The sequence below is a fragment of the Streptomyces malaysiense genome (assembly GCF_000980885.2).
GTDB lineage: Bacteria > Actinomycetota > Actinomycetes > Streptomycetales > Streptomycetaceae > Streptomyces > Streptomyces malaysiense.
In genome coordinates, this window is the sequence record NZ_LBDA02000029.1 from 70,253 (window position 1) to 88,100 (window position 17,848).

Here is a 17,848-nt window from a genome sequence, read left to right on the forward strand (position 1 = left end):
TCGGCTCCTGTCGGTCGGCCGGGCCTAGAGGGGGATGTTGCCGTGCTTCTTCGGGGGCAGTGATTCCCGCTTGGTGCGCAGCTGACGCAGGCCCCGCACGATGTGCGAGCGGGTGTCGGACGGCATGATCACCGCGTCGACGTAGCCGCGCTCGGCCGCCACGTAGGGGTTGAGGAGGGTGTCCTCGTACTCCTGGATCAGCCGGGCCCGTACCGCCTCCACGTCCTCGCCGGTCGCGGCCGCCTCGGCGAGGGTACGCCGGTGCAGGATGTTGACCGCGCCCTGGGCGCCCATGACAGCGATCTGGGCGGTCGGCCAGGCGAGGTTGAGGTCGGCGCCCAGGTGCTTGGAGCCCATCACGTCGTAGGCGCCGCCGAAGGCCTTGCGGGTGATCACGGTGATCAGCGGGACGGTGGCCTCGGCGTAGGCGTAGATCAGCTTGGCGCCGCGGCGGATGATGCCCTCGTGCTCCTGGCCGACGCCCGGGAGGAAGCCGGGCACGTCCACGAAGGTGAGCACCGGCAGGTTGAACGCGTCGCAGGTGCGCACGAAACGCGCGGCCTTCTCGGAGGCGTCGATGTCCAGGCAGCCCGCGAACTGCATCGGCTGGTTGGCGACGACACCCACCGGGTGGCCCTCGACCCGGCCGAAACCGGTGACGATGTTCGGCGCGAACAGGGCCTGCGTCTCGAAGAACTCGCCGTCGTCCACGACGTGTTCGACCACCGTACGGATGTCGTACGGCTGGTTGGCGCTGTCCGGGACGAGGGTGTCCAGCTCGCGGTCCTCGTCGGTGGCCGCGAGGTCCGCCTCCTCCGGGAAGACCGGGGGCTCGGAGAGGTTGTTGGACGGCAGGTACGACAGCAGCTGCTTGATGTACTCGATGGCGTCCTTCTCGTCCCCGGCCATGTGGTGGGCCACGCCGGAGACGGCGTTGTGGGTACGGGCGCCGCCGAGCTCCTCGAAGCCCACGTCCTCGCCGGTGACGGTCTTGATGACGTCGGGGCCGGTGATGAACATGTGCGAGGTCTGGTCGACCATGACCGTGAAGTCGGTGATGGCCGGGGAGTACACCGCGCCGCCGGCGCAGGGGCCGACCACCAGGGAGATCTGCGGGATGACACCGGAGGCGTGGGTGTTCCGGCGGAAGATCTCGCCGTAGGCGCCGAGCGAGGCGACGCCCTCCTGGATCCGGGCGCCGCCGGAGTCGTTGATCCCGATGACCGGGCAGCCGGTCTTCAGGGCGAAGTCCATCACCTTGACGATCTTCTGGCCGTAGACCTCGCCCAGGGCACCGCCGAAGACGGTGAAGTCCTGGGAGAAGACGGCGACCGGGCGGCCGTCCACGGTGCCGTAGCCGGTGACGACGCCGTCGCCGTAGGGCCGGTTCTGCTCCAGCCCGAAGTTGGTGGAGCGGTGCTGGGCGAACTCGTCGAGCTCGACGAACGACCCCTCGTCCAGGAGCATTTCGACGCGCTCACGGGCCGTCAGCTTGCCCTTGGCGTGCTGTTTCTCGACGGCGCGCTCCGAGCCGGCGTGCGTCGCCTCGTGGATGCGCCGCTGGAGATCCGCGAGCTTGCCCGCGGTCGTGTGGATGTCGATCTCTTGGATCTCGTGACGCTCTTCCGGCTCGGACATCGGGATGCGGCTCCCTGCCTGCTCAAAAGGGGGGACGGTTACTCGTTCGTAGAGTAGTGCTGGGGCTACCGATCAGCACTGCGTCGTTTGCCACACCTAGGGTGGCTTGCATGACGCCCCGAGATGCAGCAGACGACAACACCGGCCGCTGGTCCGATCTGGACCGCCCGCCGCTGAACGCCAACGCCCTGCGCCGGGCACTGGTGCGCGAGGGCGGGCTGTGGTCCGGGCTGGAGGTGGTGCAGCGCACCGGCTCCACCAACAACGACCTGGTGGCGCGCGCCGCGGCCGGCCCGGTGGCCGAGGGCACGGTGCTGGTGGCGGAGGAGCAGACGGCCGCGAAGGGCCGCCTGGACCGCCGCTGGACGGCACCGCCCCGCTCCGGCCTCTTCGTCTCCGTGCTGCTGCGGCCCGCGGAGGTACCGGTGGACCGCTGGGGCTGGCTGCCGCTGCTCACCGGGGTCGCGGTGGCGGCGGGGCTGGCGCGGGCGGCCGGTGTGGACACGGCGCTCAAGTGGCCGAACGACCTGCTGGTCACGGTCGACGGGGAGGAGCGCAAGGCGGGCGGCATCCTGCTGGAGCGGGCCGGCCGGGACGGCGTCGTCATCGGCTTCGGCCTCAACGTCTCGCTGCGCGCGGAGGAACTGCCGGTGGCCGGTGCGGGGTCGCTGCTGCTCGCCGGCGCGGTGAACACGGACCGGGACCCCCTGCTGCGGGCGGTGCTGCGCTCTCTGGAGGACTGGTACGGCCGCTGGCGCGCGGCCGGCGGCGACCCCTCGGCGTGCGGCCTCCAGGAGGCCTACGCGGCCGGCTGCGCGACCCTGGGCCGCACGGTGCGGGCGCAACTGCCGGGCGACCGGGACCTGATCGGCGAGGCGGTGGCCGTGGACGGCGACGGCCGCCTGGTCATCGCGACGCCGCAAGGGGTTCAGCCGGTGGGGGCGGGGGACATCGTGCACCTGCGTCCGGCGTGAGGGGGCGGGCTCGTGGCCGAGGGGGCCGCGATCCCCTCGGGGGCGCGGGGAGCCGCGCGACAAGCCCCGATGGCGCCGCAGCTGGGACGGCGAGCCGGGGGCCGGGTCGTTCGCCCGCGCTTACGGGGCGCCGCCGCGCCCACCCGTACCGTCCCGTCGGCACACCTGCCCGCGGCCGGGGCGGTCGGCGGGTGTGGCCGTTCGCCGGGTGTGGCTACGGGCGGGGCGGGGTGCGTGCGCCCTCGAAGAACGCGGTCAGGTAGCGGCGGGCCGTCCGCAGCCGGGCCGCCGTGTCGCCGCCGTGGATGTCCACCGCGTGGGCGATGCCGCACATCAGCGGGACGAGATCGGCGGCGACGAGGTCCGGACGGATCACCGCGGCCGCCTGGGCCCGGTCGAGGAGTTCCGTGCCGGTCGTGGTCAGGGACCGCTTGAGCTCGGCCGTACGCGGCAGCGCGTCCGTCGACGCCGCCGTGACCGGCGCCAGCGCCGCATCGGTGACCTGCGCTTCGACGACGCGTGACAGGAAATCCTCCAGCGCGCGCAGCGGATCGGTGCCGGCCAGCGCCCGGCGGCCGTGCTCCGCGAGACCTTCGAGGCAGGGCGCGGCCACGGTCTCCAGCAGCGCCTCGGGCGTGGCGAAGTGCCGGTAGACGGTCCCGACGCCGAGGCCCGCCCGCCGCGCCACATCGTTGAGCTGGAGCGCGGCGCCCTCGTCCACCAGTTCGCGGGCTATGGCGACGATCCGGTCCCAGTTGCGGGCGGCGTCCTTGCGCAGCTGCGTGCTCGTCATGTGGGCGGTCCAGATCGCTCGTCTCGCGGCATCGGTTCGGCGTTCGATCGTACGCGGAGCGTTCGGGCCGCCGGGTCCGCGGGCGGCCCGTCGCCCGGTGGTCAGTGCCGGTGCTCCTCCTCGCCGAGGAACCCGGTGATCAGCTCCAGCCACCTCTGCGGCCGTTCCAGGAAGGGCAGGTGCCCGGTGGCCAGCTCGGCGGTCCGCGCGCCGGGGACGGCGGCGGCCAGCTCGTGCTGGAGGGCGGCCGGTATCAGGGGATCGGCGGCGGTGACGACGACCAGCGTGGGAACGGTGAGCGCCCCGAGGTCGGCCCGGACGTCGACGCGGCGGACCAGGTCGACCTGGGCACCGGTGCCGGCCGGCAGCGCGGGCGCGGTCTGTTCGGCGGCCCCGCGCACCTGGGCGGGGGTGAGGGTGTTCAGCACCGGTGCGCTCACGGTCAGGTGGGCCAGGTACTGGGCGAGCAGCACGTGCTGCCCGGACTCGTACAGCCGCTGCCAGATCGCGGCGGCCAGGTCGGTGCGCGTGTCCGGCCGGGCGAAGGCCGCGCTCAGCACGAGCGCGGTGACCCGGCCGGGATGCCGGACCGCGGCCCTGATCGCGACCGGCCCGCCGAGCGAGTACCCGCAGAGCGCGAACGTGCCGAGCCCCTCCGCGTCCGCCGCGGCGACGAGCTGGTCCGCCAGCTCGTCGAGTTCGAGGGGCCTGGGCGCGGCGGGCGTCCGCCCCGAGCCGGGGTAGTCGACCCCGACGACGGTGTGCCGGGCGGCGAGCCCTTCCAGGAGCGGCCCGTAGTTGGCCTCGATGCCGCCGCCCGCGCCATGCGCGAGCAGAAGACCGGGGCCGGAGCCGAGGACGGTGCGAGCGAAGGCGGCCGGGAACGCGTCGGTCATGGTGATGTCCCTGTCGGTCGGCGTGTCGGTCGGTGTGCCGGTCAGCGGGTCGGTCATGGGCGCGCCCCCACCGGTGCGCAGGTCTCGCTGAGCCGGCGTACCGCCTCGGCGAGACGGGGGTCCGTCGCGGGGCGGAACGGGGCGACCGGGAGTGCCTCGGGGCCTATGACGACGCCGGTCCTGCCGGTCAGGGCGTCGTCGGTGGCGGCGGTGATCGAGGACCTGGCCGCGACGGACGCCGGGCCGGAGGTGGCACGGGCGAACCTGCGCCGCACCAGCGGCCACAGCAGCCGCAGGGCGGGGGAGACGATCTTGGGATCGGTCAGCGTGCCGTCGGTCATGCCGGTCGCCGCGCCCCCGGGATCGGCGGCGAAGACCGAGACGCCCGTGCCGTCCAGCCGGGCGGCCAGGTCCAGGGTGTACGCGAGGTTGGCGAGCTTGGCGCGTCCGTAGTGGTGGAAGCCGTAGTAGCCGCCGGGCGGTTCGACGGCGTCGAAGACCCGTTTGGCGACGCCGACCGCGCCCGAGGTCACGTTCACGATCCTGCTCGGCGCGCCGGCCCTCAGCGTGGGCAGCAGGAGTTCCGTCAGCAGGTAGGGCGAGAGGTGGTTGACGACGAACGACACCTCGACGCCGTCCACGGTCCGCCGCTCGGCGAACATCGCTCCGATGTTGTTGACCAGCAGGGCCAGGGGCTCCCCCGAGGCGGCGTGGTCGTCGGCGATGCGGGCCGCGAGCGAGCGCACCTGGTCGAGTGAGGAGAGGTCGGCGAACAGGAACCGTCCGGGGCTCGCCGGGTTCACCGCGTCGATCCGCTCGACCGCCCTGGCTCCCCGCACGTGATCGCGCCCGACCACGGTGACCGCGTACCCCGCGGCCGCCAGTCCCAGCGCCGTCTCCAGCCCGATCCCTCCCGTCCCGGCCGTGACCACAGCTGTCTGCGACATGAGTGCCTCCACCCCGAAAAGAAAACGGATAGGTCATCCATTTAACGCCGGACGCTAGCACATAATCGGATCACCTATCCGGTTAGCGTTCCGGTGCGGGCGGACCCGCGCCCCGCGGATGCGCACGCCGGGCAAGCCGCCCATGCTGAGGGCGTGGGGTCTCGGGGCCGCGGGCCATCGGAAGGGCGTCGGCCCCGGCGTCGGCGCCACCCCGGCGCACGACCCGGCAACCGGACAGCCGGACCTCGGCCGAACCCGACGGAGTGAGCTGGCGCACACCTGCCGTAGAGTTGAGGCCGGTCGTACCTGACCGCGGCAGATCGGAAGGGCAGCAGGCGTGACCGTCGACGACACGGGCCCCGGCGAGCAGGACCGGACGGACCCCAGCGCCGCCGACTCCGGCGAGGACCCGCTCGCGCTCCGTCTCGAACAGCTCATCCTGGGCGCCGAGCGCCGCTACACCCCTTTCCAGGCCGCCCGCAGCGCCGGCGTCTCCATGGAGCTGGCGTCCCGCTTCTGGCGGGCGATGGGCTTCGCGGACATAGGTCAGGCCAAGGCCCTCACCGAGGCCGACGTCCTCGCCCTGCGCCGCCTCGCGGGTCTCGTCGAGGCGGGCCTGCTCAGTGAGGCCATGGCCGTACAGGTGGCGCGGTCCACCGGGCAGACCACCGCCCGGCTGGCCGAGTGGCAGATCGACTCCTTCCTGGAGGGCCTGACCGAGCCCCCCGAACCCGGCATGACCCGCACCGAGGTGACGTACCCCCTGGTCGAGCTGCTGCTGCCGGAGCTGGAGGAGTTCCTGGTCTACGTCTGGCGCCGCCAGCTCGCCGCCGCCACCGGACGCGTCGTCCAGGCCGCGGACGACGAGGAGATGGTCGACCGGCGCCTCGCCGTCGGTTTCGCCGACCTCGTCGGGTTCACCCGCCTGACCCGCCGCATGGAGGAGGAGGAACTCGGCGAACTCGTCGAGGCCTTCGAGACCACGGCCGCCGACCTGGTGGCCGCGCGCGGCGGCCGGCTCATCAAGACCCTCGGCGACGAGGTCCTGTTCGCCGCGGACGACGCGGGTACGGCCGCGGACATCGCGCTGCGCCTGGTGGAGACGCTGGCCAACGACGAGACGATGCCCGAACTGCGCGTCGGCATGGCGTTCGGCACCGTGACCACCCGGATGGGCGATGTGTTCGGCACGACGGTGAACCTGGCCTCCCGGCTGACCTCCATCGCCCCGCGCGACGCCGTCCTGATGGACAGCGCGTTCGCCAAGGAGCTGATCCGCGCCGGCGAGGCGCCCGCGTCGGAGGCGGAGGCGGCCGAGGCCGCGGCGACCGCCGAGAAGGAGGGCGAGGAACCCCCGTCGTACCGCTTCGCGCTCCAGCCGATGTGGCAGCGCCCGGTGCGTGGCCTCGGCGTGGTCGAGCCCTGGCTGCTCACCCGCAGGGACGAACAGCAGTAGCCGCCGGCCCGGGGCTATCCGCCATGGCCGCCGGGCACCTCCACGTCCACGTCCACGCAGAGCGCGATGACCGGCAGGCACAGCCCGCCCGGAGCGGGCGCGGGAGCGCCGCTGGTCGGTGCGGGCGCCGGGGTCGTCGGCGGCGCCGGGTGCGGGGTCGGCGCGGGAGGCGCCGGTTCGGTGGGCGTGGGCCGGGGCGGGGTGCTCGGCGCGGTGCTCCTCCCGGGCGCGGGTGGCACTCCGCCGTCCGGCCCGCCCGTGCCTCCTGAGCCGCCCGGTGCCGACGGATGCCCGGGTGCCGCCACGGTCCCGGTGGGCGTCGGCGCGGGAGCCCGCCCGTCCGGACCGGTGGCCGTCGAGGGCAGCGCGCGAGGGCCGGTGGCCGAGGTGCCGGTGCCGGTGGTGGTCTCAGCCGTACGGCCGCCGATCCCGGACGCGCCGGTCCTCGGCGCGCCGCCGACGGGCCCGCCGCCCGGGTCGAGCCGGGGTTCGGCCACCGCGGTGCCGGGGGCGCCGACGCCGGACTCCGGGGACATGCGGACCAGGCTGAGCACCCCGGCCGCGAGGACCAGCCCGCCCGCGACGAGCAATGCCCTGCGGGGGCGGGGTTTACGGTGCCGTCCGCGACGAAGGCCGGGGAACCAGCCGCCCGACCGCACGGGTGCCGTCGCCCCCGCCCCGCCTGTCCGAGTACGTGTTTCCGCCATGCCTGTTCTCCCCCACGACTCCCCACGGCTCCCCACAGGTCCCCGCGACTCCCCGCGACGCCGCGCGACGCCGCGCGCTCCCCTCGCGCCCCCACCGCGCAGCGCACGCTATGCGCTCGTGTGGGTGATGTGGGGCGAGACGGCCGTGATGTCACTCGAACGGGCGTAGCGGTACGGGGTTTCCCGTGGTCGGGTGCGGCTGCGATGATCGGGCCGACAGGGGTTAACCCGCGTTAACACGTGTACCGGAGGATGCGATGAGCGAGGCGCGGTTCGGGGAGTTCGTGCTGGTGAGGCGGCACGGATACGTCGCGGAGCTGGTCCTGGACCGGCCCAGGGCGATGAACGCCGTCTCCACGGAGATGGCCCGCTCGATCGCGGCCGCCTGTACGGCGCTGGGAGCGGACCGGGACGCCCGGGTGGTCGTCCTGACCTCGTCGCACGAGCGGGCGTTCTGTGTCGGCGCGGACCTCAAGGAGCGCAACTCCTTCAGCGACGCGGACCTGGTGCGGCAGCGGCCGGTGGCGCGGGGGGCGTACACCGGCGTGCTGGAGCTGCCGATGCCGACGATCGCGGCGGTGCACGGGTTCGCGCTGGGCGGCGGGTTCGAGCTGGCGCTGTCCTGCGACCTGATCGTGGCCGACCGTACGGCCGTGGTGGGGCTGCCCGAGGTGTCCGTGGGCGTGATCCCGGGCGGCGGCGGCACGCAGCTGCTGCCCCGGCGGGTCGGCGCGGCGCGGGCGGCCGAGCTGGTGTTCTCGGCGCGGCGCCTGGAGGCGGCGGAGGCCGGCGGGATGGGACTCGTGGACCATGTGGTCGAGGAGGGCCGGGACCGGGAGGAGGCGCTGGAGCTGGCGGCGCGCATCGCCGCGAACTCCCCGGTGGGCCTGCGCGCGGCCAAGCGGGCGCTGCGGCTCGGGCAGGGCCTCGATCTGCGGGCCGGCCTGGAGGTCGAGGACGCCGCGTGGCGTTCCGTGGCCTTCTCCGGCGACCGCGCGGAGGGTGTCGCCGCGTTCAACGAGAAGCGGAAGCCGCAGTGGCCGGGGGAGTAGGGGCGGGCGCCCCCGAGGCGGGTCCTCTCGCCCCGGGGCGCACCCCTGAGGTGCGCCCCTGATCAAACCCCCTGTTCGCCGCACCAACATCCCCATCACCCGAAATCCTCCCTAATCTGGAGTAATGGGCGACGACGAGCGGCTTGCCGCAGTGGTGGCGTTGGCGCAGGGGATGGCCGCGGCGCACACCGCCGAGGACTCGTGGCAGGCCGCCGCGCTCGGCGCCTGCCACGCGCTGGACGGCAGCTTCGCCGCGCTGTCGGTGTGGGAGCGGGAGCTGGGCCGGCTGCGGGTCCTGGTGAACGTGGGGGACCGGCGCCCGGACGAGGAGGAGTTCCCGGAGGCCGAGTCCTACCCGGTGCACCAGTTCCCGGAGATCACCGAGTTCCTGCACGAGCGCTGGGCCGGCGGCGGCGGTCCCAACGCCTGGGTGGAGGCCGCCGAGGGCACCGCCGCCGGTGTCCCCGGCTACTTCCACCAGCGGGTCGCCGCCCTGCGCCGCCGGGGCCGCGGCTGCTGCGTCGTCGCCCCCGTCGTGCTGCACGGCAGGGCCTGGGGCGAGGTGTACGTCGCGCGTGCCGTCGGGTCCCCGGTGTTCGGCCGCGCCGACGCCGACTTCGCGACCGTGCTCGCCGCCGTCGTCGCCGCGGGGCTCGCGCAGACCGAGCGCCTGGAGGAGGCCCGCCGGCTCGCCTACACCGACGCCCTGACCGGCCTCGCCAACCGCCGCGCCGTGGACGTGCACCTCGACGAGGCGCTCGAACGGCACCGCACCGGGGGTGCCGTCGTCAGCCTGGTGGTCTGCGACCTCAACGGGCTCAAGCGGGTCAACGACACCAAGGGCCACGCCGTCGGCGACCGGCTCCTCGAACGCTTCGGCTCGGTGCTGTCGCTGTGCGGCGCGATGGTGCCGGGCGCGCTCGCCGCGCGGCTCGGCGGCGACGAGTTCTGCCTCCTCGCGGTCGGTGCGGCCGCCGACGACGTGGTCAAGGCTGCCGACGAACTGTGCCGCCGCGCGGGCGAGCTGGAGCTGGGTGAGGGGGTCGCCTGTGGGGTCGCCTCGACCGCTGACCCGATCGGGCCGGTGGCCGACGCCCGGCGGCTGTTCCGTCTCGCGGACGCCGCCCAGTACCGTGCGAAGGCGATGCGCGCCGACCGCCCCGTGGTGGCCGGCCGTGAGGGCCCCGACGACCCCGTCGTGCGGCTCGCCGACGAACCGCCCCCGGCTCGCGCCGAGCGCCGCCGTTTCCGTGGCCGCAACCCCTGAGGGCTGCGACGAAGCCCACATCATCGCGTAAGGGGCGCACCCCGTCCCCACTAGTGACAGAGCTGCATTCAATGCGTACGCTCCTGAATATGGATATGCACACTGTGGTGGTGGGGACGTCCGGTGTCTCGGCGTCCGACGTTCTCGCCGTGGCGCGCGGCGCTGCCCGGATCGAGCTGTCGGAGGAGGCCGTGGCGGCGCTGGCCGCGGCCCGCGAGATCGTGGACGCGCTGGCGGCCAAGCCGGACCCGGTCTACGGCGTCTCCACCGGCTTCGGCGCCCTGGCGACCCGGCACATCAGCCCGGAACTCCGCGCCCAGCTGCAGCGCAACATCGTCCGCTCGCACGCCGCCGGCATGGGCCCGCGGGTGGAGCGCGAAGTCGTCCGTGCCCTGATGTTCCTGCGCCTGAAGACCGTCTGCTCCGGACACACCGGCGTACGCCCCGAGGTCGCGCAGACCATGGCCGACGTGCTCAACGCGGGGATCACCCCGGTCGTGCACGAGTACGGCTCCCTCGGCTGCTCCGGCGACCTCGCCCCGCTGTCCCACTGCGCCCTGGCCCTGATGGGAGAGGGTGACGCCGAGGGCCCCGACGGCGTCGTACGGCCCGCCGGCGAGCTGCTCGCCGAGCACGGGATCCAGCCCGTCGAGCTGCGCGAGAAGGAGGGCCTCGCCCTGCTCAACGGCACCGACGGCATGCTCGGCATGCTGATCATGGCCCTCGCCGACCTCGACACCCTCTACAAGTCCGCCGACATCACCGCGGCGCTGAGCCTGGAGGCGCTGCTCGGCACCGACAAGGTGCTCGCGCCCGAACTGCACGCCATCCGCCCGCACCCGGGCCAGGGCGACGCGGCGGCCAACATGCTCGCCGTGCTGGAGGGCTCCCAGCTCACCGGGCACCACCAGGACGACGCCCCGCGCGTCCAGGACGCCTACTCGGTGCGCTGCGCCCCGCAGGTCGCGGGCGCCGGCCGCGACACCATGGCGCACGCCGGCCTGGTCGCCGAGCGCGAGCTGGCCTCCGCCGTCGACAACCCGGTGGTGCTGCCCGACGGACGTGTGGAGTCCAACGGGAACTTCCACGGCGCGCCCGTGGCCTATGTGCTGGACTTCCTCGCCGTCGCCGCCGCCGATCTCGGCTCCATCGCCGAGCGCCGCACCGACCGGCTCCTGGACAAGAACCGCAGCCACGGTCTGCCGCCGTTCCTCGCCGACGACGCCGGTGTGGACTCCGGTCTGATGATCGCCCAGTACACGCAGGCCGCCCTGGTCAGCGAGCTGAAGCGGCTCGCCGTACCGGCCTCCGCGGACTCCATCCCGTCCTCCGCGATGCAGGAGGACCACGTCTCCATGGGCTGGTCGGCCGCGCGCAAGCTGCGCACCGCCGTGGACAACCTCACCCGGATCATCGCCGTCGAGCTGTACGCGGCCACCCGCGCGCTCCAGCTGCGCGAGGGCCTGAGCCCGGCGCCGGCCTCCCGGGCCGTGATCGAGGCCGTCCGGGCCGCCGGTGTCCAGGGCCCGGGGCCGGACCGCTTCCTGGCGCCCGACCTGGCCGCGGCCGACGCCTTCGTGCGCGGCGGCCACCTGGTCGAGGCCGTGGAGAAGGTCACCGGCCCGCTCCGGTGACCGGCGGGTGGAGGGGCCGCGGACCGGGGCCCCTCCACCGTCACCTCAGCCTGGTCTCCTGCGCCTTCACGACCGCGGGCGTCACCGTGTACGCCTTCTTGGCCATCATCGCGCCCAGGTTCGACGTGAAGTAGACGGACACGGTGGAGCCGTGCCGGTCCACCTCGGCGTGCACGGGGGCCGTGCCCCCGCCGTCGCTCCCGTCCTCCTCCATGGTCGCGGCGAACGCCACCGACGCGTCCCCGCCGCCCACCGGCTTCTCCGCGGTGACCTCGGTGAACTTCACCGAGGTGCCCGCCTGCCGGCCGGTGAAGCCGCCCGCGCAACGCCTCACGGCGGCGGACAGCGTCGTCAGCGCCCGTTCGGCGCCGTCCCCGCCGTACGAGGCGAGCGCCACCGTGGTGACGTCCCGGTCGAGGGACTTGCGCATCGTCTCCTCGAACTCGCCCTCGTCCAGGTCGTCCAGGGAGGTCGGCTCGGCCGAGGGCCGTTTCGCCGCGTTCTCGGTGACCATGCGGTCGGTGCTCGCCGGGGCCTCGGTGGGCGTGAGCCCGCTCATCACCCGGGTCAGGGGTTCGCAGGCGGCCTTGTCGGTGGTGATCCGCCGGGCGCGGGCCTCGGTCACCGCCCCGACCTGGTAACCGTGCAGGTCGCCCTGGGTCACGATGAGCTTCCGCAACTCGGTGGCGCTCAGCGCCTTTCGCGCCGAGCCCTTGTCCGCGGATTCCTTCGACCCTCCGTCAGAACACCCCGTGACGAGGGCGAACGACAGCGCGCTCACGGCGACGGCGGCGCACAGCCGCACGCCCGATGATCTCTCCATGGGTGAACTGTGTAAGCCCTGTGGAAGATCGGTCAAGGAAGATTAAAATCCCAGGCGTTCGCGGCGCACCGAATAGACGACGAACCCGGCGCCCAGGGCGAGGAACAGGGTGCCGCCGACGACGTACGGCGTGGTGTCCGGGCTGCCGGTGTCCGCGAGCCGCGCGTCGTCCGCCGGCCCCGAACCGGCTCTGGTGGCCGCCGCCGTCACCACACTCGCCTGCTCGGTGACGGGCGCGGAGAAGGTCGAGACGGAGCCGGCCGCCGCGTCCCGCGCCGGTTCCTCCTGGGACGCGTTCGCGGACGGTACGAACCACAGGGCGCACAGCAGAGTGCCCGCGGCGGTGGCGGTCAGCAGCGGACGGCGAGCGGATGACACGGAATATCGATCCCCTTGTGACGCTGGCGAATTGGCCGTGTGAGCCGATGTTAGTGAAAGTCGCGGGTCACGGGAAAGTCACGGGAGGTTTCGGCCGTACGCTCCCGCCATGAGCGATGAAGAGACATCACGTTATGTACGGCTTCGGGTGGAGCTGGTGGTCGAGGTCCTGGACGAGGGCGAGGTGACCAAGGCCGCGCTGCGCCGGCTCGCGGCCGATCCCGAGCTGCCGCGGTCCGAGCGGGACCAGGCCGAGGGCGCTGTGACGGAAGACACCGCGGAGGCCCTCGCCTATCTCGTGGACCCGTTCGACCTGGTCAGCGAGGTGCCCGGAGTGGAGCTCCAGCAGGCCTCCTGGTCGAGTGAGCGGATCGACTACGACCCGGACTCGCCCGAATGGGACATCGACGGGGAAGATGGAGAGGACGACGAAGACGAAGAGGACGGCATCGGCTGAGCGTCCCGGGGCACCCGAAACTCCGGACGGTGACCCGCCGTCCGGGGTTTTGTCGTACGAGGGGGCGCACGGACCGATCGCACACCACCCGCCCGGCGGCGTACCGCACCACGGGCCGGCAAACGTGGTGTGTCCCACAGACCCGGTGGATCCGGAACGGGACGAACCGGCCGTAGCGTTGAAGGTTCTTACGGGGACTCTCGGGGTTATCTGCGACTCGGCAACGATGGAGAAGCTTGTGATGACGGACGGTAAGCGGCGCAACGGCCTGGTGGCCGCGTCCGCTCTGCTCGGCGGCGTGCTGATGCTCTCGGCCTGTTCCGGAGGGGACAAGGCGGCGGCCCACGGCAGCGGCGAATCATCACAGGCCCAGGCCGACGCGGCGGCCGCCAAGAAGTCCTCCGAGGCGCAGATCGCGGTCACCCCGAAGGACGGCTCGGACAACGCGTCGATCAACAACTCCGGCACCGTCGCGGTCAGTAAGGGCACGCTCACCGGTGTCACCATGACCACCGAGGACGGCAAGGCCGTCGCCGGCCAGTTGTCCGCGGACAAGCTGAGCTGGAAGCCGACCGTCCAGCTGGAGCGCTCCACCACCTACAAGATCGCCGCGACGGCCAAGGACTCCCAGGGCCGCATAGCCCACGAGAACGCGTCCTTCACCACCGTCTCCCCGGCGAACAGCTTCATCGGCAGCTTCACCCCCGACAACGGCACGACCGTCGGTGTGGGCATGCCGGTCTCGATCAACTTCGACAAGGCGATCACCGACAAGGCGGCCGTGCAGAAGGGCATCACGGTCAGCTCCAGCAGCGGCCAGGAGGTCGCCTGCCACTGGTTCAACGCCAACCGCATGGACTGCCGCCCCCAGGACTACTGGAAGGAAGGCTCCACCGTCACCCTGAAGCTCGCCCTGGACGGCGTCCAGGGTGCCAACGGCGTCTACGGCGTCCAGCAGAAGACGGTCACCTTCCACATCGGCCGCAACCAGGTCTCCTACGTCGACGCGAAGACCCACCAGATGAAGGTCACGCAGGACGGCAAGGTCGTCAAGACCATCCCGATCTCCGCCGGCGCCCCCGACCACACCACGTACGAGGGCCAGATGGTGATCTCCGAGAAGTTCAAGCAGACACGCATGAACGGCGCGACCGTCGGCTTCACGGACGACGACGGCAAGGGCGAGTACGACATCAAGGACGTGCCGCACGCCATGCGCCTGACCACCTCGGGCACCTTCATCCACGGCAACTACTGGGGCGCCCCCTCGGTGTTCGGCAGCGTCAACACCAGCCACGGCTGCGTCGGCCTCCAGGACGTCAAGGGCGCGGGTGACTCGAACACCCCGGCCGCCTGGTTCTACGACCACTCGCTGATCGGTGACGTCGTGGTGGTCCAGCACACCGGCGACAAGACCGTCTCCCCGGACAACGGCCTCAACGGCTGGAACATGGACTGGGCCCAGTGGAAGGCCGGTTCGGCCGTCTGAGCCGTACCCCCGACAGCCCCGTGAGTGCCGCCCCCCAGAGGGGGGCGGCACCGCTGTTCCCGGGGTTTCTTATCCAGCTCTCACAGTGGACTCAGGGTGCCGTCACGGGACGTTTCTAACGTGCGGCGCATGTTCTTCACCTACCTGAGGCGCGAGCTGCGCCGCCGTCGGAAGGCGGCGCTCGTCGTCGCCTCCGGCCTCGCGCTGGGCATCGCGCTTGTCATCGTCGTCAACTCCGTGGCCAGTGGCATGGGCAAGGCCCAGGACAAGGTCCTCCAGTCCCTCTACGGCCTCGGTACGGACATGACGGTCACCAAGGCGGCCACGCCCACCGCCTCGGGCTCCCAGCAGCCCCGCTTCCAGTTCGGGGCGCACGGTGAGGGCGACAAGACCACGCAGAGCAGCGACCGGGTCCGGGTGCAGGGCTTCACCACCCTCGCCTCCTCCACCGTCTCCAAGGTCTCCGGCCAGCAGGGCGTGGCGGCGGCCGCCGGCGGCCTGAACCTCTCCGTGGTCAAGGTCAGCGGCACCTTCACCCGCGGCCAGTTCCAGCAGAGCGGCGGGGGCGGCGGCTACGGCTTCGGGCGCGGCGGCGGCAACAGCCGGCCGCAGGGCCAGGTCACGGGCGGCGGCGCCGACTTCAACATCAACCAGTACTCGGTCTACGGCACCGACGTCACCCGGACCGGCCTCGGCCCGCTGACCTCCTCCAAGATCACCAGCGGCCGCGGCTTCAAGTCCACCGAGACCAACGCCAAGGTGGCGGTGGCCGACTCGGCGTACGCCAAGGAGAAGAAGTACAAGGTCGGCTCCACGGTCACCATCAAGGACACCAAGTACACGGTGATCGGCATCGCCACCGCGGACAGCGGCGACTCGGCGGCCAACCTGTACATCCCGCTGGAGCAGGCCCAGACCCTCGCGGGGGAGAAGGACAAGGTCACCACGATCTACGTGCGGGCCACCGACTCCCAGAAGATCGACTCCGTCAAGAGCACCATCCAGAAGAACGTCTCCGGCACGACGGTCACCACCTCCTCCGACCTCGCCAAGACGGTCTCGGGCTCCCTGTCCACCGCCTCCTCGCTCGCCACCAACGTCGGCAAGTGGCTGTCGATCGCGGTGCTCGTGGCCGCGTTCCTGGTCGCCGGCCTGCTCACCTCCTCCGCGGTCTCCCGCCGGGTGCGTGAGTTCGGCACCCTGAAGGCGCTGGGCTGGAAGTCGGGCCGGGTCACCCGGCAGGTGGTCGGCGAGGCCATCGTCAACGGCCTGGTGGGCGGCGTCCTCGGCATCGCCCTCGGCCTCGCCGGCGCCTACGTCGTCACCGCGATCAGCCCGACGCTCCAGGCCCAACTGGGCGCGGGCGGGGGCGGCCTCGGCGGCGGGCGGGCCGGCGGCGGCTTCGGCGGGGGCGGTGGCGGCGGGTTCGGCGGACCCGGCCGGCAGGCGGCGAAGTCCCTGGAGGTGGCCCTGACCGCCCCGGTGAGCCTGACGACCATCCTCCTGGCGGTCGGCCTCGCGGTGGCGGGCGGCCTCATCGCGGGAGCGTTCGGCGGCTGGCGGGCCTCCCGGCTGCGCCCGGCGGACGCGCTGCGGCGGGTGGAGTAGCCGCGCCCCCGCGCAACCGCCCTCCCCGAAAACCCTCCCAGGAGCCACCATGTATGAACTCAAGAACGTCACCAAGCGCTACACCCGGGGCAAGGAGAGCGTCCACGCCCTCGACGGCGTCGACCTGACCATCGGCGACGGCGACCGCCTCGTCATCCAGGGACCCACCGGCGGCGGCAAGTCCACCCTGCTCCAGATGCTCGGCGGCCTTGACCGGCCCACCTCCGGGGAGGTCGTCCTGGACGGCACCGACCTGGCCAAGCTGAGCGAGGCCCGGCTGACCCGGGTCCGCAGCGAGAACATCGGCTTCGTCTTCCAGTCCTTCAACCTCATCCCCACGCTCACCGCCCAGGAGAACGTGGAGACCGCCCTCGTACCCCTCGGCATCAAGACGAAGCAGCGGCGCGAACTCGCCGCCGAGGCACTCCAGTCCGTCGGCCTCGGCGAACGTCTGGGGCACCTGCCCAGCGAGATGTCCGGCGGCCAGCAACAGCGTGTCGCCATCGCCCGCGCCCTGGTGAAGAAGCCCAAGGTGCTGCTCGCCGACGAGCCGACCGGCAACCTCGACGAGAGCACCCGGGACGAGATCATGGACGTACTCGAACGGCTGTGGAAGGAGCACGGCCTGACCTTCGTCATGGTCACCCACGACTCCGCGCTCGCGAAGAAGGCCCCCCGGGTCGCCACCATCCGCAAGGGCAGCATCACGGTGAAGGAGAACGCGGGCGCCTGACGCCCGGCCGCGCGGGGGCTATGCGGAGGTCCCCGCGCGGGTCGCGTCGCTTCCCCAACTGGCCAGCAGACGCAGGGACTCGGCGGACGGGGAGCCGGGTTCCGCGTGATAGGTGACCAGGCACTGGTCGCTGCCGTCCGACATGCGGAAGGACTCGAAGTTCAGGGCGAGGTCGCCCACCAGCGGGTGGTGCAGCCGCTTGACGCCGTGGCTCTTCTCCTTGACGTCGTGCGTGGCCCACAGCCGGCGGAACTCCTCGCTCTTGACGGAGAGTTCACCCACCAGGGCGGACAGCCGGGGATCGTCCGGATAGCAGCCCGCGTCCATGCGCAGCGCGCAGACGATGTCGATCGCCTTCTGCTCCCAGTCCACGAAGAGATCCCGGTACTCGGGCTTGAGGAACACCAGCCGCGCCCAGTTGCGCTCGGCCACCGGCAGCTCCGCCCAGTCGCCGAAGAGCGCCGCCGCCATCCGGTTCCAGGCGAGGATCTCCGAACGCCGGCCCACGATGTACGCGGGCACGCCCTCCATCGTGTCCAGCAGCCGGCGCAGCGCCGGGCGCACATGCTGCTGGCGGGCCGCCGGCTTCTTCTTGTGCGACTTCGGCTTGGCCAGGTGGGTCAGATGCGCGTGTTCGGCGTCCGTGAGGCGCAGGGCGCGGGCGATCGAGTCCAGGACCTCCGCCGAGACGTTGCGGCCGTTGCCCTGCTCCAGGCGCGTGTAGTACGCCACCGACACCCCGGCCAGCTGCGCCAGCTCCTCCCGGCGCAGCCCCGGCACCCGGCGGTGCCGGCCGAAGTCCGGCAGCCCCACGTCCTCGGGCTTGAGCCGGGCCCGCCGGCTGCGCAGAAACTCGCTCAGCTCGGCCCGCCGGTCCAGGGGCCGGCCGGTCACGGCGGCGTCCCGCTGTTCGTCCATACCGCAAGTATCCGTCCCCGCCGCCGGTCGTAGGCGTGCCAGCCTGACTCCGCCAGTGGTAGGCACGGCAGTCGTACG

Annotated in this window: 17 protein-coding genes; 9 read left to right on the forward strand and 8 right to left on the reverse strand. The window is 72.6% G+C overall.

Features of this window, described 5'->3' with window-relative positions:
- Positions 1 to 24: 24 nt before the first annotated feature.
- Positions 25 to 1,638 (reverse strand): acyl-CoA carboxylase subunit beta, encoded by a 1,614-nt coding sequence (locus tag VT52_RS13180; RefSeq protein ID WP_046420427.1) that lies wholly within the window; start codon positions 1,636 to 1,638, stop codon positions 25 to 27.
- A gap of 110 nt (positions 1,639 to 1,748) precedes the next feature.
- Between VT52_RS13180 and VT52_RS13185 the strand changes: the two genes are divergently transcribed.
- Positions 1,749 to 2,612 (forward strand): biotin--[acetyl-CoA-carboxylase] ligase, encoded by an 864-nt coding sequence (locus VT52_RS13185; RefSeq protein ID WP_046420429.1) that lies wholly within the window; start codon positions 1,749 to 1,751, stop codon positions 2,610 to 2,612.
- 214 nt (positions 2,613 to 2,826) lie between these two features.
- On the opposite strand, the gene VT52_RS13190 is transcribed toward VT52_RS13185, so the two are convergent.
- The 3 genes from VT52_RS13190 to VT52_RS13200 all read right to left on the reverse strand — a co-directional run bounded on the left by VT52_RS13190 (position 2,827) and on the right by VT52_RS13200 (position 5,248).
- Entirely contained in the window at positions 2,827 to 3,405 is a 579-nt protein-coding gene (locus tag VT52_RS13190; protein ID WP_046420430.1) for a TetR/AcrR family transcriptional regulator, read from the reverse strand.
- 101 nt (positions 3,406 to 3,506) lie between these two features.
- Positions 3,507 to 4,358, reverse strand: a complete 852-nt coding sequence (locus VT52_RS13195; protein ID WP_338059189.1) for an alpha/beta fold hydrolase — start codon at positions 4,356 to 4,358, stop codon at positions 3,507 to 3,509.
- Positions 4,355 to 5,248 (reverse strand): SDR family NAD(P)-dependent oxidoreductase, encoded by an 894-nt coding sequence (locus VT52_RS13200; RefSeq protein ID WP_046420432.1) that lies wholly within the window; start codon positions 5,246 to 5,248, stop codon positions 4,355 to 4,357. The genes VT52_RS13195 and VT52_RS13200 overlap by 4 nt, the downstream gene beginning before the upstream one ends.
- Positions 5,249 to 5,585: 337 nt before the next feature.
- Here VT52_RS13200 and VT52_RS13205 point away from each other — a divergent pair, with 337 nt between their 5' ends.
- Positions 5,586 to 6,704, forward strand: coding sequence for an adenylate/guanylate cyclase domain-containing protein (locus VT52_RS13205; RefSeq protein WP_046420433.1), 1,119 nt, complete (start codon positions 5,586 to 5,588; stop codon positions 6,702 to 6,704).
- Between the two features lie 14 nt (positions 6,705 to 6,718).
- On the opposite strand, the gene VT52_RS13210 is transcribed toward VT52_RS13205, so the two are convergent.
- A complete protein-coding gene (locus VT52_RS13210) occupies positions 6,719 to 7,240 on the reverse strand; it encodes a hypothetical protein (RefSeq protein WP_046420472.1) in 522 nt (173 codons plus the stop codon).
- 428 nt (positions 7,241 to 7,668) lie between these two features.
- Here VT52_RS13210 and VT52_RS13215 point away from each other — a divergent pair, with 428 nt between their 5' ends.
- The 3 genes from VT52_RS13215 (at position 7,669) to hutH (ending at position 11,364) form a co-directional block, all read left to right on the forward strand.
- Positions 7,669 to 8,463: an enoyl-CoA hydratase/isomerase family protein gene (locus VT52_RS13215; RefSeq protein WP_046420434.1), complete on the forward strand. Its 795-nt coding sequence runs from the start codon at positions 7,669 to 7,671 to the stop codon at positions 8,461 to 8,463.
- A 124-nt stretch (positions 8,464 to 8,587) separates the two neighbouring features.
- A complete protein-coding gene (locus tag VT52_RS13220) occupies positions 8,588 to 9,730 on the forward strand; it encodes a GGDEF domain-containing protein (RefSeq protein ID WP_046420435.1) in 1,143 nt (380 codons plus the stop codon).
- 95 nt (positions 9,731 to 9,825) lie between these two features.
- On the forward strand, positions 9,826 to 11,364 hold the full coding sequence (gene hutH / locus VT52_RS13225) for a histidine ammonia-lyase (protein ID WP_046420437.1): 1,539 nt from the start codon (positions 9,826 to 9,828) through the stop codon (positions 11,362 to 11,364).
- Positions 11,365 to 11,404: 40 nt separating this feature from the next.
- Here the strand turns inward: hutH and VT52_RS13230 are convergent, their stop codons facing one another.
- Together VT52_RS13230 and VT52_RS13235 are read right to left on the reverse strand one after the other, a co-directional pair.
- Positions 11,405 to 12,187, reverse strand: a complete 783-nt coding sequence (locus tag VT52_RS13230) for a hypothetical protein (protein ID WP_240509738.1) — start codon at positions 12,185 to 12,187, stop codon at positions 11,405 to 11,407.
- 42 nt (positions 12,188 to 12,229) lie between these two features.
- On the reverse strand, positions 12,230 to 12,565 hold the full coding sequence (locus VT52_RS13235; protein ID WP_046420441.1) for a hypothetical protein: 336 nt from the start codon (positions 12,563 to 12,565) through the stop codon (positions 12,230 to 12,232).
- Positions 12,566 to 12,674: 109 nt separating this feature from the next.
- On the opposite strand from VT52_RS13235, the gene VT52_RS13240 reads away from it, so the two are divergent.
- The 4 genes from VT52_RS13240 (at position 12,675) to VT52_RS13255 (ending at position 16,852) form a co-directional block, all read left to right on the forward strand.
- Positions 12,675 to 13,022, forward strand: a complete 348-nt coding sequence (locus tag VT52_RS13240) for a hypothetical protein (protein ID WP_046420443.1) — start codon at positions 12,675 to 12,677, stop codon at positions 13,020 to 13,022.
- Between the two features lie 241 nt (positions 13,023 to 13,263).
- Positions 13,264 to 14,511 carry a L,D-transpeptidase gene (locus VT52_RS13245; protein WP_046420444.1) on the forward strand — a complete coding sequence of 416 codons (1,248 nt, stop codon included), beginning with the start codon at positions 13,264 to 13,266 and terminating at the stop codon, positions 14,509 to 14,511.
- A gap of 129 nt (positions 14,512 to 14,640) precedes the next feature.
- A complete protein-coding gene (locus VT52_RS13250) occupies positions 14,641 to 16,119 on the forward strand; it encodes an ABC transporter permease (protein WP_046420446.1) in 1,479 nt (492 codons plus the stop codon).
- A gap of 49 nt (positions 16,120 to 16,168) precedes the next feature.
- Positions 16,169 to 16,852, forward strand: coding sequence for an ABC transporter ATP-binding protein (locus VT52_RS13255; protein WP_046420447.1), 684 nt, complete (start codon positions 16,169 to 16,171; stop codon positions 16,850 to 16,852).
- Positions 16,853 to 16,870: 18 nt separating this feature from the next.
- Here the strand turns inward: VT52_RS13255 and VT52_RS13260 are convergent, their stop codons facing one another.
- Positions 16,871 to 17,770 (reverse strand): helix-turn-helix domain-containing protein, encoded by a 900-nt coding sequence (locus VT52_RS13260; RefSeq protein ID WP_046420449.1) that lies wholly within the window; start codon positions 17,768 to 17,770, stop codon positions 16,871 to 16,873.
- Positions 17,771 to 17,848 lie beyond the last annotated feature (78 nt).